Raw genomic sequence first — 20718 nt, 5'->3', positions numbered from 1 at the left:
GAGACAGTCCATGTTCGAGTACGACCTGCTGGTGGTGGGGTCGGCCAACGCCGACCTGGTCATCGGTGTCGAGCGGCGGCCGGGCGCCGGGGAGACCGTGCTCGGCTCCGACCTGGCCCTGCATCCCGGCGGCAAGGGCGCCAACCAGGCGGTCGCCGCCGCCCGGCTCGGGGCGCGTACGGCGCTCCTCGCCCGGGTCGGCGACGACGCGCACGGCCGGCTGCTGCTCGACTCGCAGCGGGCGGCCGGGGTCGACACGGCCGGGGTCCTGGTCGGCGGCGCGCCCACCGGGGTCGCGCTCATCACGGTGGACCCGTCGGGCGACAACAGCATCGTCGTGTCCCCCGGCGCGAACGGGCGCCTCGCCCCGGCCGACATCCGCGAGCCCTCGGCGGCGGCCCTGCTCGCGGCTTCCCGGGTCGTCTCCACCCAACTGGAGATCCCCATGGAGACGGTCGAGGAGGTGGTACGAGGCCTGCGCCCCGGCACCCGCTTCGTCCTGAACCCTTCCCCGCCGCGGGAGTTGCCCGCCTCGGTGCTCGCCGCCTGCGACCCGCTGATCGTGAACGAGCACGAGGCGCGGGTGGTGCTCGGCGCGGGCGCGGGCGCGACGCCCGAGGAGTGGGCGCGGGCGCTGCTCGCGCTGGGCCCGCATTCGGTGGTCATCACCCTGGGCGAGGAGGGCGCGCTGGTCGCCGACGCGTCGGGCGCCACTCGTGTCCCGGCGGTCAAGGTGACCGCCGTGGACACGACCGGCGCGGGCGACTCCTTCACCGCGGCGCTGGCGTGGCGCCTCGGCGCCGGGGAGTCCCTCGCGGACTCGGCGGCGTACGCGGCCCGTGTGGGCGCCGTCGCCGTCACCCGTCAGGGCGCGCAGGCGTCCTTCCCCACTGCCGAAGAGGTCGCCGCCGTATGAAGAAGTCCGGAATCCTGAACCGTCACCTCGCGGGCGCGACGGCCGAACTGGGCCACGGCGACGGCGTACTGATCTGCGACGCTGGCATGCCGATACCGGCCGGTCCCCGCGTGGTGGACCTGGCGTTCCGCGCCGGAGTGCCGTCCTTCGAGCAGGTCCTGGAGGGCCTGCTGGAGGAACTGGTGGTGGAAGGGGCGACGGCGGCGGCGGAGATACGGGAGGCGAACCCGGCGGCTTCAGCGCTGCTGACGACCCACTTCCCGACCACGCTGACCCACGTCTCCCACGAGGAGCTGAAGACCCTGTCGGCCGGCGCCCACCTGATCGTGCGCACGGGCGAGGCGCGGCCGTACGCGAATGTGCTGCTGCGGTGCGGGGTGTTCTTCTAGGAGACTTCCAAGGTCACAACCGGGCGTAGATCCATGGAGTGATCGCTGCGAACGCGTGGCCGAGGGCCAGCCGTCGGCGTCGGACGCTGATCGTGCCGCTCTGGAAGTCGAGCAGCACAATTGCTACCAGGTCGAGCACGCCAGCAGTCGCTCTTGCTGACTCCGAAGTGCCTCTCCTCGCGGCGTGGGCGATGATGCCCGACCCGACGGACGGATTCTCGTCAGAGTGACATGCTGGATGCTTCACTGGGACAAGGGAGTTGGGCTCATGCAGTGGACCGTCCATGGCGAGCGGCAGATCTACAACAACCCGTGGGTGAACCTCTGGCTCGTGGACGTTCAGCAACCTGACGGCCGACGGTGGGAACACCATGTGGTCCGGATGCGGCACCTGGCCGTTGCGGCCGTGGTCGACGACCGGAAGCGCGTGTTGATGATGTGGCGGCACCGGTTCATCACCGACACCTGGGGCTGGGAGCTCCCGATGGGGCTGATCGAGGCCGACGAGACCCCTGAGCAGGCTGCCGCTCGCGAGGTGGAGGAGGAGACGGGCTGGCAGGTGGAGAGCGTCAAGTCACTGGTCTACGCGCAACCCGCGAACGGCATCACGGATTCCGAGCACTTCGTCTTCCGCGCTGAGGCTGCCTCGTACGCGGGCCCGCCGACCGAGGTGAACGAGTCTGACCGGATCGAGTGGATTCCGATCTCTGAGATCCGAGGCATGATCGACCGCCGTGAGGTGGTCAGCAGCGGCAGTCTCGTCGGCCTGCTGTATCTGCTGCTGGACGAGGCGACCGGCAGCTCGTAGGGGTCAACCGAGGGCATCGCGCATACGTTGTTCGAAGGCGAGGACCGCGGCCTCGCGTGCGTAGGGCAACATCCGGCCATGCAGTTCTTGAACATGGCCGCTCACCCGTGGCGAGTCAATGACTGAGGTGAGGTCGAGGGCGAGGCCGGCGCTGGTGCATGCCTCGTCGAGCTTGCCCAACTGGAGTTGGGCGCTGGCCAGCCAGTAGGCATGGAAGGCTCGACCTCGCTGCTGGTCGGCATTTTCTCGGCGCAGGCCCTCCGTGATGAGGGGTTCTGCGCGGGCCGGTTCGCCAAGGCGCGCGTAGGCGATGCCGGTGTCGACGAGAAGTTTCGTCTCGTCGAAGTAATGGACCCAGACAGGCGCTTCGACTTCGTGTCCACGCGAGCGTTCGTACTGGTCACGGGAGCGATCCACGGCCTGGTGGCAGGCTTGGGCGTCTCGAAGGGTGGCGTGGGCGAACGCCTCACGCAGGTGCAGCATCGACATGACGAGCGGCTGTCCACCGGCGGCGCGGGCCGCATCCTGGGCGCGGCACACAAGGGCCAAGGCATCGTTCGGGTTGCCGTCGTAGGTGGCCAACAAGCTCATACAGGACAGCACATTGGCCATGAAGAGGCTGTCGCCTTGCATGTGGGAGAGCTTGAGCGCCTGGGTGAAGTAGGTGCGAGCGGTGCTGTACTGGCGAGCGTCGAAGTATGCCCAGCCGGAGAGCCGTGCCAGTTCGGCTGCGACCCCTTGAAGGTCGTAGCGCAAGCCGGCCTCGGCAGAGTCGAGGAGACGGCCGACATATCGCAGGTGCCCCACGACGGCCGGCCGCAGAGTCGCGCCGCCGTGTGCGTTGTCCCGCCGCCAGTAGTCCTGTACCGAGGAGCGCAGGGCCGTGAGGGTGGAACGGGTGGCACGGCCGTCGACCAGGGCGAGAAGGTCGTCCAATTCCTCTGCCGTTTCCATGCGTTGAGGTCCGCCCGATACAGCGGGAAGGCGCTCGGGCGGCCTGTCCCCGATGCGGGGTGGGACAGGGATCTCCCAGGACCGGTGAGCCAGGCCGAGCATTGCACCGGGGATGCGCAGGCCGTCGGCGACGCGTTCGATCACGTCGATGTGTGCCAAGCAGCGCCGTCCCGCCATGATCTCGCCGACTCTGCTCGGCGTCATGCCGCACAGTGCGGCGATCCGTGACGGGTAGATCCCGGCCTTGCCTTTGACCAGCCGGAAAATACGGGCGAAGTCCCGGCCGCGACAGGCTTCCTGCCATTCCGCACTGGCCAGCAGTTCGACGGGCAGAGCCCGGTGGGCCTGCGAGCGTGCCACTCATCCCCCTCACTCGCCGTCCGGACGGACTGGCTCAGGACCAGCTGCTGACGAGATTAACCACGTTGGGTAATCACTGTGGCCTGATTCTGTGATCGCCGCAGCGGTGCACTTGTGTCCCACAGCCCGCCCGTGACGAGGGGACGCGATGCACGCGATGACGACGCACGACCGACAGACCGCTCCGCTGCGGTGGCGGATGCAGTTCAGCCCGGTACGCAAGTGCGTGCCCTTGGCCCGCAGCCTTGTCTCCAAGACGCTCGCGAACTGGGGATACGACCAGGAGGACATCGAGCGGGTGGTCCTCGTCTGCGGAGAGCTCTCCGCCAATGCCGTCGAGCACGGTTGCAGGCAAGGGCGCCTCTTCGAAGTTCGGCTGACTGTTGACGGCCCGAGCTGCCTGGTCGAGGTCTCCGATGCGGACCGAACCCCGCCCCGCCGGATCAAGGCCGGAGAAGACGACGAAGGCGGCCGAGGCCTACTTCTCGTCGATCGGCTCTCTGCGGAGACCGGCCACCATGACCGCCACCCCATCGGCAAGACCGTCTGGGCCCGCTTGATCCTCAACAGCCCGAATGAGGAGTCCGCATGCATGAGCTGATCGCAGCCCCGTACCTCGATCACCACCTCCTCGTTCGGCCGGGCAGTCCCAAGGCAGCACGCCTCCCTGTCCATCGGTACGAAGAACTGCGCACCACGCCGAGCACCTCAACGGCGCCCACCTGGCTGGCCGACGTGACTCACCGGGCCTGGAAAATCGATTTGAGACACCGCCGTCTCGGTGAGACCGTGCTGGTCCGCGCCCGCTCCCCCTACGGATACGGACGCGCCTCGTACGAGCTGAACCTCGGCTGCAACTACGACTGCGAGCACTGCTACCTCGGCCTGAAGCAATTCGCCGGCCTGGACTGGCCTGAGCGGGAGCGCCTGCTGCATGCCATCCGGGATTCCGGGGTGCTCTGGATCCAGCTCACGGGCGGTGAGCCGATGATCGACAAGCTGTTCCCCGAGACGTACCGACTGGCGTACGAACTGGGCATGATGGTCGAGATCCTCACCAATGGCTCGCGCCTTGCCGCGCCGAAGAACCTCGCCCTGCTGACTCGCTTGAGGCCGAACCGGATCACACTCAGCCTGTACGGGGCCACCGCGGAGTCGTACGACGGGCTGACCCGACGCCGGGGCGCGTACCGCATGTTCATCAGAGGACTGGACGCGGCCCATGAAGCCGGACTACCTCTCGATCTGGCCTTGATCATTACGCGGCACAACGCCCATGAAGCCGACCTGATGCGTGTCTTCGCCGATCGCTACAGGCTTCCGTACCGCGAGTACACCCACATGTCGCCGACCATCTACGGCGGCGCCGACACACTCGCCGCCCAAGCCCCGGACCACCTCTCAGATCGCGATCCCTTCAATGGCTGCAACGCCGGCCACACCTTTTTCCACGTCGACCCGCACGGCCTGGTTTCCATCTGCAAGGTCGGCCGCGACGAAGCGATCCCCCTCATGACCACGGGAGTCGAGGGACTGAGCCGCCTCGGCGGCATCGCCGACTCCCTGATGCTTCGCACCGGTGGCTGCACCGGCTGCCGGCTCTCCGGCACCTGCCGGGTCTGCCGACCGCTGGCCAAGGTCTACCAGGAGGCGAAGGCACCACTGGACAGGTACTGCCAACACGCGACAACAAGGAGCTGAATCATGACCGCCGTAGCAGTCGAGATCGCCCCCATCCGCCCGGCATCCGAGCCCGATGAGGAGATCATCCTTATCGAAGACCTGGACGCCTTCGCGGCAGCCACCACGCCCGGCTGTGGGGACGACAACCCGTACAACTGACCGCCCGGTCGGAGGGCTTCTGGCAGCACCTCGTGCCGGAAGCCCTCTGCCTGCGCGTACATCTGGAAACCTGACGACCATGCCCGCGCCCCCCATCACCTTCAACGGACTCCCTTCCGGCACCCGCGCCGCCGTCGAGGCCGAGAGCGGACCGATCCTCAAGGTCGATGACGTCAGTACCGGTCTCAACAGCTCCCTCTCCGCACTCGCGCACACCACCGGCGGAGTCGTCTTCCTCAAGGGTCTGCGCGCCGACCACCGCTGGGTCTGGACGCAGCGACGCGAGGCGGACATCAACCCGTACGTGACCCCGCTCGCCCCGCGCCTGCTCTTCCACGTCATCGCCGACGGCTGGGACGTCCTCGGCTTCGAGAGCGTCGACGGCCACCATGCCGACTACTCCCCGGGCTCCCCCGACTTGCCCAAGGTCTCGGACGCACTGCGGGAACTGGCCTCGCTCCCCTGCCCGGACGTCGAACTGCGCCACGCCGAACAACGCCTGGCCGCCTATGTCGACCACCCCGGCGACGCGGACGCCTTCCGGGGCGACGCGCTGCTCCACACCGACTGGAACAACCACAATGTCCTCGTCACCGAAGACCGGGCCCACCTCGTCGACTGGGGCTGGGCCACCCGTGGCGCGGCCTGGCTCGACCCCGCGCACTGGATCATCTGGCTCATCGCGGCAGGCCACCCACCGGCCGCCGCCGAGGCGCTGACCGCGCGCCTCCCCGCCTGGGCATCAGCGCCCCCACGAGCCGTGGACGCCTTCGCCCTCGCCGGCGCCAACCTCTGGGCCGAGATCGCGGGAACCGCCCCGGACGACTGGACGAGGAGTCTGCTCGCTGCCGCACGGCTGTGGCAACGACACCGGAACGACCGCGCCTGACCGGCCGGAAATATTTCGAGGGGCCCGGTCCGTCGACCGGGCCCCTCGGTTCCCCTCCCCCAGATCAGGACCCCCGCGATCCCCCCGGATCCCCCTCCAAAGGTCCTGATGCCACGTACGACCCGCGAGGTGGGGAGAGGGTTGCACGGTTGCTTGAGATTTTTTTGAGGTTTTTTCGAGCCTCCCTCCCCGGCCGGGCGGACGGGTCGCCGCGAGAGGGCTCGGGCCTGTTCTCGGCGTCGGCCGCGGGGTCGGGAAGATGGCCGCCCACTGTGCCGAACGCGGACTCACCGTGTCCGGTGTCGGACTAGGCCGCAGGCTTCGCCGCTTCCGCCTCTGCGGCTCGGGCGAGGCGTTCGACCCAGTCCTGGTGATAGCGGTAGAGCGCACCGGGGTGCTTGCGCCCGAGCTCCTCGACGAAGAAGGGGCCCTGCTGCGTCTCCTCGGTCAGCACGTGACAGCCGTGGTCCGTGGGCGTGATGACCCAGCCGTGGTACGCGCTCGAACCGGTTTCGTCGCCGTCGACCGTCGTCTCCCACGAGAGCCTGGTGAAGGGCTCATGCTCGGTCACTTCGAGAGTCATGGGAAATCCGACGGTCACCCGGCTGTACTTGGTTCCGAGCGCCAGTACCGGCTCACCGCTCAGGATCTTCACGTGATCTTCGGGAGGAAAATAGCTCGCCCAGTTCTCGGCGTCGACGAGCAGCCTCCACACCACTTCAGGCGGCGCCTTCACGTCGATATCGTTGAGCGCGTAGAGGGCCGACGTTCTCGGGTCGTACCGTTCGGGCCAATTGACCTTGTCATACATCCGTTGCTTCACCTTTCGGAACGTTTTGAAGACAACGTCCACCGGCGCGCCTCTCATGCTTGGTCGCCACCTTGGCGAGCGCAGCGAGAAGGTTCTCGTGTGTGCGCCAGAAAACTTCCGGATCCTGCTTTGCCAGTTCGATCCAGAGCGGGCCCTGCATCGTCTCCTCGGTCCAGAGGTGACTCCCCTTCGGCGTGGGCGTGATGATCCAGGCGTGGTAGGCCCTGGATTCCTCCGACGCCGTGGGGTGACCACCCCAGGCGATACGCGTCACAGGCTGGAACTCCCGCACGGCTGCGAAGACGTCCTGGCCTGCCAGGTTCGTCTCGAATCGAGTCCCGAGGCGCAGCGAGTCATGGCCGTCGAGCAGTCGGACGTGTTCGACGCCCGGGTAGAAGCTGGGCCAGTTCTCGGGGTCCACGAGCAGGGACCAGATCGTTTCAGGTGAGGCTGCGACTTCGAGCTCGTTGGTGAAATGGATCGGGGAGCGACTGGGGGCCAGGGTCTCCGGCCAATTTACTGCTTCGAACATGGAAATCTCCAGATCAGAGTCGGCCGCTGACGGCCACCGAGTTCCTGACGGCGTCCAGACCCGCAGCGTGTGAAACAACGGGCTGGTATCCGAGTTCGGCCACGGCCTTGTCCGTCCGCAGGGTGCACTCCTGTCCGAGGAACCATCGAAAGGGAACGGGGATCTCGCGGGCTGCCGTCTCGGCGTCCAGGTCGGGGATCGGCACATCGACGCCATAGATCTCGAACTGGGTCTCCAGGAACTCGCGCACGGTGACGCGGTGCCGGTCGGTGACGAAATAGGCCTGCCCCGGTCGGCCGCGCCGCCACCCGAGCACGAGACCTTCGACGGCGTTCTCGACGAACGTGATCTCGGTCGTGTGCCGGCCTCCGCCGATCCAGGCGAACTGCCCCGCCTTCGCCGCCGCGACCAGGCCTTCGACGAGGAAGCTGTCGGGACCCCAGACGAACCGCGGGCGGATCGACACCGTGGCGAAGTCCGGGGTGTTCGCGTCGAGCACGATCTTCTCCGCCACGGCCTTCACCGCGCTGTAAGCGGCTTCCGAGTCGGGCCGCAGCGGCGCGCTCTCGTCGACGTCCACGAGCGGGGCGCCGGCAAGTAGCGCGGCTTCGCTCCCGCAGTGGACGAACCGTGGAACCCGCGCGTAGCGGGCGGCGTCGACGGCTGCCCGGGTGCCGCGAACCGTCACCAGTTCATGCCGCTCACGATCGGCGGCGACATCCGTCTCTGAGGCGAGATGGAACACCACATCACTGCCCGTCAACTCGTCACGCCAGGTGGACGGGTCGGTCAACTCGCCCCGCACGGGCTCCGCGCCCAGCGCCGAGACCTTCGCGGCCGATGTCTCACTCCGAACCAGGACACGGGCCGAGTGCCCCTCCTTGAGGAGCCGGCGCACCAGCACCTGACCGATGAACCCCGAACCGCCCGTGACGAACGCCTGTGCCATGAACCTCTCCTTCGCTCTGTACGAGCCCTCTCGCCTGCCGTGCCTGCCTTGGGCGAGAAGGTGTCGTTGGTTGGAGCAAGCAGAGGTCCGGAGGTCTTCCCTCGAAGGCATTCATGCTTCGACGGTCTGCGATAAAATTTTTGGATGGCATCTCTTCGGGCACTGGAGTGCCTCGTCGCGGTGGCGGACTCCGGCTCGATCACGCAGGCCGCACTGCTGCTGCATTCGTCGCAGCCCGCTGTCTCCCATCAGCTCGCTTCGCTGGAACGGGAGACCCGAACGGTCCTGCTCCGCCGCGAGCCCCGAGGGGTCACGCTCACTCCCGCGGGGCGTGCCGCCGTCGCGGACGCCAGGCGAGCGGTCGAGGCGGCCGCCTCCGCGGTCAGGTCGGCACGTGCGGCGGGTCAAGCGGCCGGAGGGGTCCTGCGGTTGGCCTGTGCGCAGAGCCTCACGGTGCCGCTGCTCGCCGCGGTCATCCGGCATTGGCACCGCCGCTACCCGGAGGTCGCGATCACGCTGCGCGAGTCCACGGCGATGGATGAGGCGCTCGGTCTCGTCGACTCCGACGAAGTCGACGTGGCGGTGCTGACCGCTCCCGCGGCCGGCCGCTTCACGGTCACCGCCATCGCCGAGGAGGAGATCGTGCTGGCGGCCCCCGCCGACCATCTGCTGGCCGGGCAGTCGGCCGTACGCCTTGAGGACCTCGACGGTGTGCCGCTCGTCCACTTCTCACCGGACAACGGCCTCAGCACGTGGCTCGACGAGTCCTTCGCCCGCGCCGGAGTCCACCCGGAGACGGTGATGCGGACATCGGTGACCGCTGCGGCACCCCAGCTCGCGGCTGCCGGGCTGGGAATCGCCGTGTGCCCCGTGAGCGCGGTCAGCCATGGCTTTCCGGGAGCGGTGCGCTCGTTCTCTCCCCGGTGGGTCAGGCAGTTGGTGGCGGTGACGTCCGCCGAACCGGATCCGCTCGCCGCACGGTTCATCGGCGACCTGCGCGGTCACGGCATGCGCGTGCCTCGCGGCGTACGGGCCCAGCTCACCCAGGACGGCCCGCCGGCCGGGACACCACACCCGGCCCCATGAGGGTCGCATCGCCCTGAGCATCGCATCGACCCCACGGAGGCGGCCCGCCCATGACACGTGGGCAGGCCGCCCTCCTGTCGCCCGCCGACCCCCTACGCCGCGTGTTCCACGAACCGCGCCGCCGTTTCCGCGAGGACCTCTCGGCCGTCGCGGGCCCACAGGCCGTCGTTGAAGAGTTCGACCTCGATGGGGCCCGTGTAGCCCGCCGCCTCCACGTACGCCTTCCACTCGCGCATGTCGATCGCGCCGTCGCCGATCTGGCCGCGGCCGTTGAGGACGCCCTCGGGCAGCGGGGTCGTCCAGTCGGCGAGCTGGAAGGTGTGGATGCGGCCGTCGGCGCCGGCGCGGGCGATCTGCGACGGAGCCCGGTCGTCCCACCAGATGTGGTACGTGTCGACCGCCACGCCGACCTGGTGCGCGGGGAAGCGTTCCGCGAGGTCCAGGGCCTGGGTGAGGGTGGAGACCACGCAGCGGTCGGAGGCGTACATCGGGTGGAGCGGTTCGATGGCGAGGCGTACCCCGCGCTCCTCGGCGTACGGGCCCAGTTCACCCAGTGCGTCGGCGATCCGTTCGCGGGCGCCGTGCAGGTCCTTGGAGCCCGCCGGGAGGCCGCCCGAGACCAGGACGAGCGTGTCCGTGCCCAGGGTGGCCGCCTCGTCGATCGCCAGGCGGTTGTCGTCGAGCGCCGCCGCTCGCTCGGCCGGGTCGATCGCCGTGAAGAAGCCGCCCCGGCAGAGGGTGGTGACGGTCAGGCCCGCGTCGCGGAGCAGTTTGGCCGTCTGGTCCAGGCCGTGGGCCTGGACCGGGGCCCGCCACAGGCCCACCCCCGGGATGCCCAACTCCACGCATGCGTCCACCAGTTCCGGCATCGACAACTGCTTGACCGTCATCTGGTTGATGCTGAAGCGGGAGAGCGCTCCGGCGCTGCTTGTGCTCACTGGGTCACTCCGTACAGGGAGAGCAGGTTCTTCATACGGGTCTCGGCGAGCGCCGGGTCGGGGAACAGGCCCAGGCCGTCGGCGAGTTCGTACGCGCGGGCGAGGTGTGGCAGGGAGCGGGCCGACTGGAGGCCGCCGACCATCGTGAAGTGGGACTGGTGGCCCGCGAGCCAGGCCAGGAACACCACGCCCGTCTTGTAGAAGCGGGTGGGGGTCTGGAAGAGGTGGCGGGAGAGTTCGACCGTGGGGTCGAGGAGGGAGCGGAAGCCGGCCGTGTCGCCCGTGTCCAGGACTCGTACGGCTTCTGCGGCCAGGGGCCCCAGCGGGTCGAAGATGCCGAGGAGGGCGTGGCTGAAGCCCTGGTCGTCGCCCGCGATCAGCTCGGGGTAGTTGAAGTCGTCGCCGGTGTAGCAGCGCACGCCGTCGGGGAGCTTGCGGCGCAGGTCGATCTCGCGCTGCGCGTCCAGGAGCGAGACCTTGATGCCGTCGACCTTGTCGGGGTGGGCGGCGATGACCTGGAGGAAGGTGCTGGTGGCGGCGTCCAGGTCGGTGCTGCCCCAGTAGCCCTCCAGGGCCGGGTCGAACATGGGGCCCAGCCAGTGCAGGATCACCGGCTCGGCGGCCTGGCGCAGCAGGTGGCCGTAGACCTCCAGGTAGTCCTCCGGCCCCTTGGCGACGGCCACCAGTGCGCGCGAGGCCATCAGGATGACCCGCGAACCCGACTCCTCCACGAGGGCCAGCTGCTCCTCGTAAGCCGCCCGCACCTCGTCCAGGGTGTACGGGTAACCGGCCTCGGTGGCCGGCAGCTGGTCGGTGCCGACGCCGCAGGCGATCAGGCCGCCGACCGACCTGGCCTCCGCCGACGAGCGGCGGATCAGTTCGGCGGCGCCCGCCCAGTCGAGGCCCATCCCCCGCTGTGCGGTGTCCATCGCCTCGGCGACGCCGAGTCCGTGGGACCACAGGTGGCGGCGGAAGGCGAGGGTGGCGTCCCAGTCGACGGCGGCGGGTGAGTCGGGGGTCGTGTCGGCGTACGGGTCGGCGACCACGTGCGCCGCCGAGAAGACCGTACGGGCGGTGAAGGGGGCGCCGGTGGTGACGGCGAGGGGTTCGGCGCGTGGGGTGTAGGTGCGCAGCCTGCCGTCGGCGCCCGGGAGTTCGATGGTCACAGGGAGACCTCCGGGACGTCGAAGCGGCGGCCCTCGGCCGAGGACTTCAGGCCCAGTTCGGCGAGCTGGACGCCACGGGCACCGGCCAGGAGGTCCCAGTGGTAGGGCGCGTCGGCGTAGACGTGCCGGAGGAACAGCTCCCACTGGGCCTTGAAGCCGTTGTCGAACTCGCCGTTGTCGGGCACCTCCTGCCACTGGTCGCGGAAGACCTCGGCGGCGGGGATGTCCGGGTTCCAGACCGGCTTGGGGGTCGAGGACCGGTGCTGGACACGGCAGTTGCGCAGCCCGGCGACGGCCGAGCCCTCGGTGCCGTCGACCTGGAACTCGACGAGTTCGTCGCGGTTGACGCGGACCGCCCAGGAGGAGTTGATCTGGGCGATCGCGCCGCCGTCGAGTTCGAAGATGCCGTAGGCGGCGTCGTCGGCGGTGGCGTCGTAGGGCTTGTCGCCCTCGTCCCAGCGCTGCGGGATGTGGGTGGCGGTGAGTGCCTGGACCGACTTCACGCGGCCGAACAGCTCGTGCAGCACGTACTCCCAGTGCGGGAACATGTCGACGACGATGCCGCCGCCGTCCTCGGTCCGGTAGTTCCACGAGGGGCGCTGGGCGGACTGCCAGTCGCCCTCGAAGACCCAGTAGCCGAACTCGCCGCGGATCGACAGGACGCGGCCGAAGAAGCCGCCGTCGATGAGCCTCTTTAGTTTGAGCAGTCCGGGGAGGAAGAGCTTGTCCTGGACGACACCGTGCTTGATGCCCGCCTGGTCCGCGAGACGCGCGAGAGCGAGGGCTCCGTCGAGGCCGGTCGCGGTCGGCTTCTCCGTGTAGATGTGCTTGCCGGCCGCGATCGCCTTCTTCAGCGCCTCCTCACGGGCCGAGGTGACCTGCGCGTCGAAGTAGATGTCGATGGTCGGGTCGGCGAGGACGGCGTCCAGGTCGGTGGACCAGTGCTCGATGCCGTGCTGGTCGGCGAGCGCCTTCAGGGCGTGCTCGCGGCGGCCGACGAGGACCGGTTCGGGCCACAGCACGGCACCGTCGCCGAGGTCGAGACCGCCCTGCTCGCGCAGGGCGAGGATCGAGCGGACGAGGTGCTGGCGGTAGCCCATGCGTCCCGTCACGCCGTTCATGGCGATGCGCACCGTCTTGCGTGTCACGTCATTCCCTTCGTACGCGTCCCGCGCCGCGTACGCCCCGCCGGTGTACCTCGGTAACTGGTGAGCGTTGCAGCAAGCGCTTTCTATGTAAGGAGAAGCTAGCCTCTGTGCAGCGGATCGGACAAGACCGCGGGGGTTACGAGTTGTTCGAGGGGGCGAACAGAACGGGCTCGCGGCCATAGGGTCTGCACGAGCCCGGGGCCGTGCGGGCCGCGTCGCCCCCTGACCGTAAGGTCTGCACCACTCGGGGCGGGGGTGCGGCGCCGAGGGTGAAGCGGTACGGCAGTGGAGCGGACGGCACTGCGGAGATACGGCACTGCGGAGATACGGCACTGCGGGGATACGGCACTGCGGTGCCATTGCGGGGATACGGAACCGCGGTGGCACGGCATTGCGGTGGTACGGCACCGCGGTGGTACGGCTGGGATACGGCTCTGAGGACGACGACGAGATGCGCGACCGGAGGACAACGAAATGACGGTGACCCTGGCGGACGTGGCGGCCCGCGCGCAGGTCTCGCCCGCGACGGTGTCGCGCGTGCTGAACGGGAACTACCCCGTGGCGGCCTCCACCCGTGAACGGGTGCTGCGGGCCGTGGACGAACTGGACTACGTACTGAACGGCCCCGCGAGCGCGCTCGCGGCCGCCACCTCCGACCTGGTCGGGATCCTGGTCAACGACATCGCCGACCCGTTCTTCGGGATCATGGCGGGGGCGATCCAGTCCGAGATCGGGGGCCCCGGCGGCCGGGCGGGCGGGGAGCGGCTCGCCGTGGTGTGCAACACCGGCGGCTCTCCGGAGCGCGAACTCACCTACCTCACGCTCCTTCAGCGCCAGCGCGCGGCCGCGGTGGTCCTGACGGGCGGGGCCGTGGAGAACACCGCGCACGCCACGGCCGTGGCGACGAAGCTGCGCAAGCTCGGTGAGGCGGGGACCCGGGTGGTGCTGTGCGGGCGGCCCCCCGCGCCGGCGGACACCGAGGCGGTGGCCCTCACCTTCGACAACCGGGGCGGCGGGAAGCAGCTCACCGAGCATCTGATCGGGCTCGGGCACCGGCGCATGGGGTACATCGCGGGGCCGGAGGAGCGGACGACCACGCGGCACCGGCTGGAGGGGCACCGGGACGCGCTCGCCGCGCACGGCATCGCGGACGATCCCGGCCGTACCGTCCATGGGCGGTACGACCGGCGGGCGGGGTACGAGGCGACGCTCGAACTCCTCCGCCGTGAACCGGACCTGACGGCTGTCGTGGCCGCCAACGACACGGTCGCGCTGGGGGCGTGTGCGGCTCTGCGCGACTCGGGTCTGCGCATTCCTGACGACGTGTCCGTCGTCGGCTTCGACGATCTGCCCTTCAGCATCGACGCGGTGCCGGCGCTGACTACCGTGCGGTTGCCGCTGGCTGACGCGGGGGGTCGGGCGGGGCGGATCGCCATGGGGCGGGAGGAGGTTCCGCCCGGGGGGATCGCCACGATTCGGGGGGAGTTGATGGTGCGGGGGTCTACGGGGGTGCCGAAGGGGGCTTAGGGGGTTTCTCCGCCTGCGGGCCGGTGGGGGCGGGTTGCGCAGTTCCTCGCGCCCCTGGGTGGGTGGCCTGTTTGCCGGGTCTTCGTCTGCGGCCGGGTGGGGGCCGAGCGCGCCGTTCCCCGCGCCCCTGGGGACTGCGCCCCCAAAAAAGATTGCGCCGTTCCCCGCGCCCCTGGAAGCGGGCCGGTGTCGCCGTGCCCCTTCGGGGGCGCGAGGAACGGCGCGAGCAACCACGACGGGCCCGCAGCCGAGACCGGGCCGCTTTCAAGGGCGCGGGGAACGGCGCGGGTGACCACGACATACCCGCGGCCGGGGTCGGGCCCCGCCGGTCCGTGGTCGGGGGTCAGGTCTTGTTGAGGGAGCGGGTGACGCCCGCGACCACCGCGGTGGTCAGCAGCCAGCCCGCGGCGATCAGCGCGTACGAGAGTCCCATGACGCCGGGGTCCTTCCAGTGCCAGGCCCCGCGCTGGCCGAATCCGCCGATCGGGATCAGCAGGTCCAGCGTGTAGGCCAGGGCGCTGAACGGCGGCCCCTCACCCTGCTTGTTCGGTACGGGCGTGTGGGCGCCGAAGACCAGCGTCCCGATCAGCGACAGCAGGATCAGCCAGCCGCCCGCCCGCCAGGGGCGGTAGCCGTAGCCGACCGTGGCGTCGAAGACACGGCCCCAGATCCGGGCGACGGGGTGGAGGGTGCCGCGCCGGTGCCGCTGCTTCTCCAGCAGCACCAGGCGGGCGTCGTCGTCGTGGCCGATGAGGCGGTACCAGCCGGCGAGTTGCTCGTACGGCTGCGGGCTGTAGCCGGGTGAGCGGCGGATCCACGCGACCCTGCGGGCTGCCCCGACGCGTTCGCCGAGCCCCGCGGACGGCGCGTCGTCCGCGTGCAGGGAGGTGTAGACCAGGCCCTCCAGCCGTACGCGTGCGGTCCGGGCGGTCTCGTTGTCGCGCAGGACCTCGACGCGTGCGCTGCGCAGGTCGATGCCGCCGGGCGGGGCGACCGCGGGCGTGAGATCCAGCTCGGCGACCTGCAGCCGGGCGAGGTCCAGGGCGGCGCCCGCTTCACCGAGGGCGGCGCCCCGCAGCGACAGCCGGTTGGTGACGTGCGCGCCACGCAGCCGGACCACACCTGTGGTGCTGAAACCGTCGGTCAGCTCCAGCGTCGTCACGGTGGCGGTGTCGGCGAGCAGCACCTCGCCCGCCGGGTTCTCCAGCCGCGCTCCGGCCAGGAAGAGGCCGCCGGACAGCTGGGCCCCCAGCAGCCGCAGCCCTCCCCTGGCGGAGAACCCCCTGCTGCAGAACACCGCGCCCTCCATGACGAGCCCGCCGGCGAACAGGGCCCACTTGCCGTCGGACTCCAGCGTCGCCCCGTTCAGGTCCAGTTCCCCGGAGACATGGGCGTTGGTGAGCGCGAGCCGGCCGCCCCGCAGGGTCGTTCCGCTCAGGTCCAGGCGGCCTTCGATCCGGGCCATCTGCGCCTTGACGTCCAGCACCCGGCAGTCCGTCATCCGGATCGTGCGGGTGGCGCTGCCGCGCAGGTTCACGGTCTCCTCCAGCCTGCACGACGCGAGCTGGACCGTGTGGGCGATGTCGCCGCCCGCCAGGTCGAGGCGGCCGACGATCCGCGCGCCGGTGAGGTTCAGGGCCGCGACGGCTCCCGGCCGGACGGAGTTCGCCCCCAGCAGCAGGGCGGCCAGGACCTCGGCCCTGACCGTGCGCCCGGGGCCCCACGCCGGGCCGCCGACGGCGTCGTCCTCCTCGGCGGCCCCGCTGCGCAGGTCCACGAGCAGGCCCTCGGGAAAGGCATCCCAGACGGCACGTTCCGGAGGTGTCAGATCGTCGTACTGCAGCACCTCGGAAGGCTATCCGGGCCGTCGTGCCGGAAACCGGTGAAAGCCGTGTCGAAAACTGCCCACGGCAGGCATAATCTCTGACTGAGTCAGCTATCTTCGCCTATCGTCACTGCGAGGCAGGTGTCGCGTGTCATGACCGTCCAGGAGATCCGCGCCTTCAACCGCTTCTACACGAACCTCATCGGCGCGCTGGACTACAGCCGCCAACTGCACGCGCCGTACACGCTCACGGAGTCCCGCGTGCTGTACGAGCTCGCCCACTCCCCTCGTACGGACGCCGCCGACCTCCGTACCGAACTCTGCCTGGACTCCGGGTACTTGAGCAGGCTGCTGGCGAAGTTCGAGAAGGACGGGCTGATCGAGCGGGCTCCTTCGGAGAAGGACACCCGGCGCCGCAGGGTCACGCTCACGGACCGTGGCCGAGGGACCGCCGACCTGCTGGACGAGCGGTCGCGGGAAGCGGTCGGCTCACTGCTCTCCACCGTGCCGCCCGAGGACCGGCCCCGGCTCGCCGGGGCGATGCGGGACATCCGCGAGATCCTCTCCGACGGCCGGCGCCGGCCCCCGCGCCGCGAGGACGTCCTGCTGCGCACGCCGGGCCCGGGCGACCTCGGCTGGATCGTGCAGCGCAACGCGGCGCTCTACACCGCCGAGTACGGCTGGAACACGGACTACGAGGGTCTGGTCGCCCGGATCGTCGCCGACTTCGCCGAGGACCACGACCCGCATCTGGAGCGGGTGTGGATCGCAGAGCTGGACGGCCGCCCGACGGGCTGCGTGATGTGCGTACGGGACGAGGCGCCCGGCGCCGCCCGGCTGCGCCTGCTGCTCGTCGAGCCGGACGCGCGCGGGCTCGGCATCGGTGACCGGCTGGTGGGCGCCTGCGTCGAGTTCGCCCGGGGCGTCGGCTACCGCGAGGTGCTCCTGTGGACGAACGACGTGCTGTCCGCCGCCCGCCGCATCTACCAGCGCCATGGATTCGTCCTCCTCGACGAGAAACCGCACCGCTCCTTCGGCGCCGATCTGATCGGCCAGGACTGGCGTCTGGACCTGCACGGCACACAGGAGTGACACAGAAGTGAGAGAACGCGAGCGGCGGGTAGGGTCCGTTTCATGCGGTGCCGTCCCGGGGGCTCCCGGGACCCCCGGCCGGAAATACCCGCGCCCGGAACTCGACGACGAAGGTGCGATTTCGTGAAACTGGCCTTCTCCACCCTCGGTGTACCCGGACTCCCGATCAGCGACGTGCTGCGGCTCGCCGTCACCCACGGCTATCACGGGGTCGAGCTGCGCGCGCATCCCGAGGAGCCCGTGCACACCGGTCTCGATCTCACAGCACGGGCCGACGTGGCCGCCGAGTTCAAGACGGCGGGCGTCGAGATCCTGGGCCTGGCCGGGTACGCGCGCGTGGCGGCGCCGGGCGCCGACGAGCCCGTGATCGACGAGATCCGCGAACTCCTCGGCCTGGCCCGGGATCTGGGCGCGCCCTTCGTCCGGGTCTTCCCCGGCGGCGGCTCCGACCAGAGCCCCGAGGAGGCCGACGCGACGGCCGCCCGCCGGCTGGGCACGGCGGCCGAGTACGCCGCGGACCTGGGTGTACGGATCCTGCTGGAGACCCATGACTCGCATCGCACGGGCGCCGACGCGATCCGTGTCCTCGGTCTCGTCGGGCACCGGCAGGTGGGGGCGCTCTGGGACGTCATGCACACGTGGCTCGGTGGCGAGCAGCCCTCCGCCAGTTATGCGGCGCTCTCGCCGTTCCTCGGCTACGTCCAGGTCAAGGACATCGCGTCCCCGGACGACACGACTCCGCTGCCGCTCGGTGCGGGGGTCCTGCCGCTCACCGAGTGCGTCGACCTGCTCTCCCGGGAGGGGTGGGACGGGTGGCTGTGCTGGGAGTACGAGAAGCGGTGGTACGAGGGGGCCGCGCCGCTTGAGGGCCTGCTGGGCGAGGGCCGCGACTACCTGGCCCGCCTGCTGAACGACGCGGCGTAGGCGCGGGCCGCGCGGGACGGGGGCTCGGGCCGTCCGGCGATGGGCAGGTGCAGGCCCGTCGAGGCCGGCCGCGCCGTTCCCCGCGCCCCCAAAGACGGCGGACCCCGACCCCTCAGGGGCGCGGGGAACGGCGCAATCCTTTAGGGGCGCGGGGAACTGCGCGGCCCACCTCCACCGGGCCGCAGGGAGTGGGAAGGGCTCGCCCCTGGAGACGGCGGGGCCCGAAAGCGTGCCCCGTGGACCACGGGGCGCACTCGCGTCCGCTCTCGTACCGACTTACGGGAATCAACGAAATCCGGGGAACCCATTCCCGCCAGCCCTCGTCCAATTCGCATGCTGCCGGAGAGTCTCCGCGGTGCGGTGTCGGCCTCGCTGCTGGCTGCGAATGCTGACCACCCTCTCCGCCGCCTGCGGCCGGCAGCACGCCGTCACCGGCGCGCCCCCCTCCAACAGCGCCGGTGGCGGCCCCTCCCCCACGCGAACCCCGCCACACCCCACGGTGTCCTCTGTCCGCGCTATTGACTGGCAGAAATTTCCCGGATATCCGTGACTCCTTGGCAGTTTCCTTCATACTCGCCCCTCCACGGGTCCTTCGGGCCCTCTCCCGGAAGGAGCGCACGTGCACACCTCCAGACGTACGCTGCTCGCGGCGACCGCGGGCGCGGCGGCGGCCGTCGCCGGCGTCGGCGCCACCCCCGCACTGGCCGGCACCGGCAGCGGCACCGCATCGAAGCGTGACGACAAGCGGCTCCGGGCCCTCATCTCCCGTATGACGCTCGAAGAGAAGGTCGGGCAGCTCTTCGTCATGCGGGTGTACGGGCACTCGGCGACCGCGCCCGACCAGGCCGACATCGACGCCAACCTCGCGGAGATCGGCGTACGGACGGCGGCCGAGCTGATCGCGAAGTACCGGGTCGGCGGGATCATCTACTTCGGGTGGGCGCACAACACCCGTGAGCCGCACCAGATCGCGGAGCTGAGCAACGGCATCCAGAAGGCCTCGCTGGCACAGCCCCGGGGCCTCCCCGTGCTCATCTCCACCGACCAGGAGCACGGGATAGTCGCTCGGGTGGGCATTCCCGCGACGCTCTTCCCCGGCGCGATGGCACTCGGCGCCGGAGGCTCACGCACCGACGCCCGTACCGCAGGGCGGATCGGCGGCGACGAGCTGCGCGCGATGGGCATCCTCCAGGACTACGCGCCGGTCGCCGACGTGAACGTGAACCCGGCCAACCCGGTCATCGGCGTGCGCTCCTTCGGCGCCGACCCCGAGGCCGTGGCGGGCCTGGTCGCCGCCCAGGTGAAGGGCTATCAGAGCGCCGGGGTCGCGGCCACCTCCAAGCACTTCCCGGGGCACGGCGACACCGAGACGGACAGCCACTACGGCTTCCCGGTCATCGAGCACACCGAGGCGCAGTGGGCCGAGCTGGACGCGCCCCCGTTCAGGGCCGCGATCGCCGCCGGCATCGACTCGATCATGACCGCGCACATCATGGTCCCGGCGCTCGACCCGGCCGGCGACCCGGCCACCCTCTCGCGCCCGATCCTCACCGGCATCCTGCGCGAGCGGCTCGGCTACGACGGGGTCGTGGTGACGGATTCCCTCGGCATGGAGGGCGTCCGCACGAAGTACGGCGACGACCGCGTGCCCGTGCTCGCCCTGAAGGCCGGTGTCGACCAGCTCCTCAACCCGCCGAAGCTGGACATCGCCTGGAACGCGGTCCTCCAGGCCGTCCGAGGCGGCGAGCTGACGGAGGCCCGCCTCGACGAGTCGATCCTGCGCGTCCTGCGGCTGAAGGCGAAACTGGGGCTGCTGAAGGATCCGTACGTCACGGCGCGGGGTGTGGACCGTACGGTCGGGATCGCGTCGCATCTCAAGTCCGCCGACCGTATCGCCGAACGGACCACGACTCTGCTGGTCAACTCCGGCGGGCTGCTGCCGCTGTCCCGGCGTACGCATCCGAAGGTGCTCGTCGTCGGCGCCGACCCGGCCTCGCCGTCCGGCACCACCGGCCCGCCCACGACCGTGCTGGCGAACGCGCTCACCGAACTGGGGTTCACCGCGACGGTGCTGTCCACGGGCACGGCGCCCTCGGCCGCGACCGTCGCGAAGGCCGTCGCGGCGGCCCAGGACGTGGACGCGGTGCTGGTGGGGACGTACAACGTCACCGCCTCTTCCAGCCAGCGCACCCTCGTCGACCAACTGCTGGCGACCGGCCGCCCGGTGGTCGCGCTCGCCATCCGCAATCCGTACGACGTGGCCCAACTACCGGGCGTCAAGGCCTGCTTGGCGTCGTACTCCTGGACGGACGTCGAACTGCGCGCCGCGGTCCGGGTGGTGGCGGGCAGGGTCGGCCCGACCGGCAGGTTGCCGGTGCCGGTGCAGCGCGCGGACGATCCGACGCGGGTGCTGTACCCCGTGGGACACGGCCTGAGGTACTAGGCCCTGTCCGGCTCCGATGTACGGGGCGCGCGTACGGGTCCGGCGTATCCGGTCTACGACGCGCTCCCCGCGCACCACCCCCAAGTGACGCAAAGCATCCCGCACGCCTGGCGGGGCCC

21 protein-coding genes are annotated in these 20718 nt (G+C 70.3%); 12 read left to right on the top strand and 9 right to left on the bottom strand.

Annotation, left to right across the window (positions count from 1 at the left end; genetic code table 11):
- Positions 1–10: 10 nt before the first annotated feature.
- The gene (locus OHS59_RS28580; protein WP_328496215.1) at positions 11–916 is read left to right on the top strand and encodes a ribokinase; all 906 of its coding nucleotides are present in this window, start codon (positions 11–13) and stop codon (positions 914–916) included.
- Positions 913–1305, top strand: a complete 393-nt coding sequence (gene rbsD, locus OHS59_RS28575) for a D-ribose pyranase (RefSeq protein WP_328496214.1) — start codon at positions 913–915, stop codon at positions 1303–1305. Before OHS59_RS28580 ends, rbsD begins: the two co-directional genes overlap by 4 nt.
- Positions 1306–1318: 13 nt before the next feature.
- Here the strand turns inward: rbsD and OHS59_RS28570 are convergent, their stop codons facing one another.
- Positions 1319–1444 carry a hypothetical protein gene (locus OHS59_RS28570; RefSeq protein WP_328496213.1) on the bottom strand — a complete coding sequence of 42 codons (126 nt, stop codon included), beginning with the start codon at positions 1442–1444 and terminating at the stop codon, positions 1319–1321.
- Between the two features lie 129 nt (positions 1445–1573).
- Here OHS59_RS28570 and OHS59_RS28565 point away from each other — a divergent pair, with 129 nt between their 5' ends.
- Positions 1574–2113 carry an NUDIX hydrolase gene (locus OHS59_RS28565; RefSeq protein ID WP_328496212.1) on the top strand — a complete coding sequence of 180 codons (540 nt, stop codon included), beginning with the start codon at positions 1574–1576 and terminating at the stop codon, positions 2111–2113.
- A gap of 3 nt (positions 2114–2116) precedes the next feature.
- On the opposite strand, the gene OHS59_RS28560 is transcribed toward OHS59_RS28565, so the two are convergent.
- Positions 2117–3427, bottom strand: coding sequence for a hypothetical protein (locus tag OHS59_RS28560; protein ID WP_328496211.1), 1311 nt, complete (start codon positions 3425–3427; stop codon positions 2117–2119).
- Between the two features lie 148 nt (positions 3428–3575).
- Between OHS59_RS28560 and OHS59_RS28555 the strand changes: the two genes are divergently transcribed.
- The 4 genes from OHS59_RS28555 (at position 3576) to OHS59_RS28540 (ending at position 6158) form a co-directional block, all read left to right on the top strand.
- Entirely contained in the window at positions 3576–4028 is a 453-nt protein-coding gene (locus OHS59_RS28555; protein ID WP_328496210.1) for an ATP-binding protein, read from the top strand.
- Entirely contained in the window at positions 4016–5128 is a 1113-nt protein-coding gene (locus tag OHS59_RS28550) for a radical SAM protein (protein WP_328496209.1), read from the top strand. Before OHS59_RS28555 ends, OHS59_RS28550 begins: the two co-directional genes overlap by 13 nt.
- Positions 5129–5131: 3 nt before the next feature.
- A complete protein-coding gene (locus OHS59_RS28545) occupies positions 5132–5269 on the top strand; it encodes a hypothetical protein (protein WP_328496208.1) in 138 nt (45 codons plus the stop codon).
- A gap of 79 nt (positions 5270–5348) precedes the next feature.
- Positions 5349–6158 (top strand): aminoglycoside phosphotransferase, encoded by an 810-nt coding sequence (locus tag OHS59_RS28540; RefSeq protein ID WP_328496207.1) that lies wholly within the window; start codon positions 5349–5351, stop codon positions 6156–6158.
- A 307-nt stretch (positions 6159–6465) separates the two neighbouring features.
- On the opposite strand, the gene OHS59_RS28535 is transcribed toward OHS59_RS28540, so the two are convergent.
- From OHS59_RS28535 to OHS59_RS28525, 3 genes are read right to left on the bottom strand one after another with little or no spacing between them, the layout of a single operon-like run.
- On the bottom strand, positions 6466–7026 hold the full coding sequence (locus OHS59_RS28535) for an SRPBCC domain-containing protein (RefSeq protein ID WP_328496206.1): 561 nt from the start codon (positions 7024–7026) through the stop codon (positions 6466–6468).
- On the bottom strand, positions 6962–7501 hold the full coding sequence (locus tag OHS59_RS28530; protein WP_328496205.1) for an SRPBCC domain-containing protein: 540 nt from the start codon (positions 7499–7501) through the stop codon (positions 6962–6964). The genes OHS59_RS28535 and OHS59_RS28530 overlap by 65 nt, the downstream gene beginning before the upstream one ends.
- A 13-nt stretch (positions 7502–7514) precedes the next feature.
- Complete coding sequence (locus OHS59_RS28525; RefSeq protein WP_328496204.1) at positions 7515–8450, bottom strand: NAD-dependent epimerase/dehydratase family protein; 936 nt, start codon at positions 8448–8450, stop codon at positions 7515–7517.
- Between the two features lie 144 nt (positions 8451–8594).
- On the opposite strand from OHS59_RS28525, the gene OHS59_RS28520 reads away from it, so the two are divergent.
- Positions 8595–9536: a LysR family transcriptional regulator gene (locus OHS59_RS28520; protein WP_328496203.1), complete on the top strand. Its 942-nt coding sequence runs from the start codon at positions 8595–8597 to the stop codon at positions 9534–9536.
- Positions 9537–9628: 92 nt separating this feature from the next.
- Here the strand turns inward: OHS59_RS28520 and OHS59_RS28515 are convergent, their stop codons facing one another.
- The 3 genes from OHS59_RS28515 to OHS59_RS28505 are packed head-to-tail and all read right to left on the bottom strand — an operon-like array spanning position 9629 to position 12788.
- Entirely contained in the window at positions 9629–10426 is a 798-nt protein-coding gene (locus OHS59_RS28515; RefSeq protein ID WP_328499403.1) for a sugar phosphate isomerase/epimerase family protein, read from the bottom strand.
- 44 nt (positions 10427–10470) lie between these two features.
- Positions 10471–11640 (bottom strand): dihydrodipicolinate synthase family protein, encoded by a 1170-nt coding sequence (locus OHS59_RS28510; RefSeq protein ID WP_328496202.1) that lies wholly within the window; start codon positions 11638–11640, stop codon positions 10471–10473.
- Positions 11637–12788 (bottom strand): Gfo/Idh/MocA family protein, encoded by a 1152-nt coding sequence (locus OHS59_RS28505; protein WP_328496201.1) that lies wholly within the window; start codon positions 12786–12788, stop codon positions 11637–11639. The genes OHS59_RS28510 and OHS59_RS28505 overlap by 4 nt, the downstream gene beginning before the upstream one ends.
- 474 nt (positions 12789–13262) lie before the next feature.
- On the opposite strand from OHS59_RS28505, the gene OHS59_RS28500 reads away from it, so the two are divergent.
- On the top strand, positions 13263–14315 hold the full coding sequence (locus OHS59_RS28500; protein ID WP_328496200.1) for a LacI family DNA-binding transcriptional regulator: 1053 nt from the start codon (positions 13263–13265) through the stop codon (positions 14313–14315).
- Between the two features lie 343 nt (positions 14316–14658).
- Here the strand turns inward: OHS59_RS28500 and OHS59_RS28495 are convergent, their stop codons facing one another.
- Positions 14659–16161: an oxidoreductase gene (locus OHS59_RS28495; RefSeq protein ID WP_328496199.1), complete on the bottom strand. Its 1503-nt coding sequence runs from the start codon at positions 16159–16161 to the stop codon at positions 14659–14661.
- Between the two features lie 132 nt (positions 16162–16293).
- Here OHS59_RS28495 and OHS59_RS28490 point away from each other — a divergent pair, with 132 nt between their 5' ends.
- The 3 genes from OHS59_RS28490 (at position 16294) to OHS59_RS28480 (ending at position 20599) form a co-directional block, all read left to right on the top strand.
- Positions 16294–17232, top strand: a complete 939-nt coding sequence (locus OHS59_RS28490; protein WP_328496198.1) for a bifunctional helix-turn-helix transcriptional regulator/GNAT family N-acetyltransferase — start codon at positions 16294–16296, stop codon at positions 17230–17232.
- 123 nt (positions 17233–17355) lie between these two features.
- Positions 17356–18156 (top strand): sugar phosphate isomerase/epimerase family protein, encoded by an 801-nt coding sequence (locus OHS59_RS28485; RefSeq protein WP_328496197.1) that lies wholly within the window; start codon positions 17356–17358, stop codon positions 18154–18156.
- A gap of 619 nt (positions 18157–18775) precedes the next feature.
- Positions 18776–20599, top strand: coding sequence for a glycoside hydrolase family 3 protein (locus tag OHS59_RS28480; protein ID WP_328496196.1), 1824 nt, complete (start codon positions 18776–18778; stop codon positions 20597–20599).
- Positions 20600–20718: the final 119 nt, after the last annotated feature.

This window comes from Streptomyces sp. NBC_00414 (genome assembly GCF_036038375.1).
Taxonomy (GTDB): Bacteria; Actinomycetota; Actinomycetes; order Streptomycetales; family Streptomycetaceae; genus Streptomyces.
Note: the sequence above shows the minus strand (reverse complement) of the source record. Positions and strands in the feature narration are given on the sequence as shown.

Coding starts and splice junctions, on each gene's coding strand:
- OHS59_RS28580 (WP_328496215.1), top strand. CDS start 11: ATGTTCGAGTACGACCTGCTGGTGGTGGGGTCGGCCAACGCCGACCTG.
- rbsD (WP_328496214.1), top strand. CDS start 913: ATGAAGAAGTCCGGAATCCTGAACCGTCACCTCGCGGGCGCGACGGCC.
- OHS59_RS28565 (WP_328496212.1), top strand. CDS start 1,574: ATGCAGTGGACCGTCCATGGCGAGCGGCAGATCTACAACAACCCGTGG.
- OHS59_RS28555 (WP_328496210.1), top strand. CDS start 3,576: ATGCACGCGATGACGACGCACGACCGACAGACCGCTCCGCTGCGGTGG.
- OHS59_RS28550 (WP_328496209.1), top strand. CDS start 4,016: ATGCATGAGCTGATCGCAGCCCCGTACCTCGATCACCACCTCCTCGTT.
- OHS59_RS28545 (WP_328496208.1), top strand. CDS start 5,132: ATGACCGCCGTAGCAGTCGAGATCGCCCCCATCCGCCCGGCATCCGAG.
- OHS59_RS28540 (WP_328496207.1), top strand. CDS start 5,349: ATGCCCGCGCCCCCCATCACCTTCAACGGACTCCCTTCCGGCACCCGC.
- OHS59_RS28535 (WP_328496206.1), bottom strand. CDS start 7,026: ATGAGAGGCGCGCCGGTGGACGTTGTCTTCAAAACGTTCCGAAAGGTG.
- OHS59_RS28530 (WP_328496205.1), bottom strand. CDS start 7,501: ATGTTCGAAGCAGTAAATTGGCCGGAGACCCTGGCCCCCAGTCGCTCC.
- OHS59_RS28525 (WP_328496204.1), bottom strand. CDS start 8,450: ATGGCACAGGCGTTCGTCACGGGCGGTTCGGGGTTCATCGGTCAGGTG.
- OHS59_RS28520 (WP_328496203.1), top strand. CDS start 8,595: ATGGCATCTCTTCGGGCACTGGAGTGCCTCGTCGCGGTGGCGGACTCC.
- OHS59_RS28515 (WP_328499403.1), bottom strand. CDS start 10,426: ATGACGGTCAAGCAGTTGTCGATGCCGGAACTGGTGGACGCATGCGTG.
- OHS59_RS28500 (WP_328496200.1), top strand. CDS start 13,263: ATGACGGTGACCCTGGCGGACGTGGCGGCCCGCGCGCAGGTCTCGCCC.
- OHS59_RS28490 (WP_328496198.1), top strand. CDS start 16,294: ATGACCGTCCAGGAGATCCGCGCCTTCAACCGCTTCTACACGAACCTC.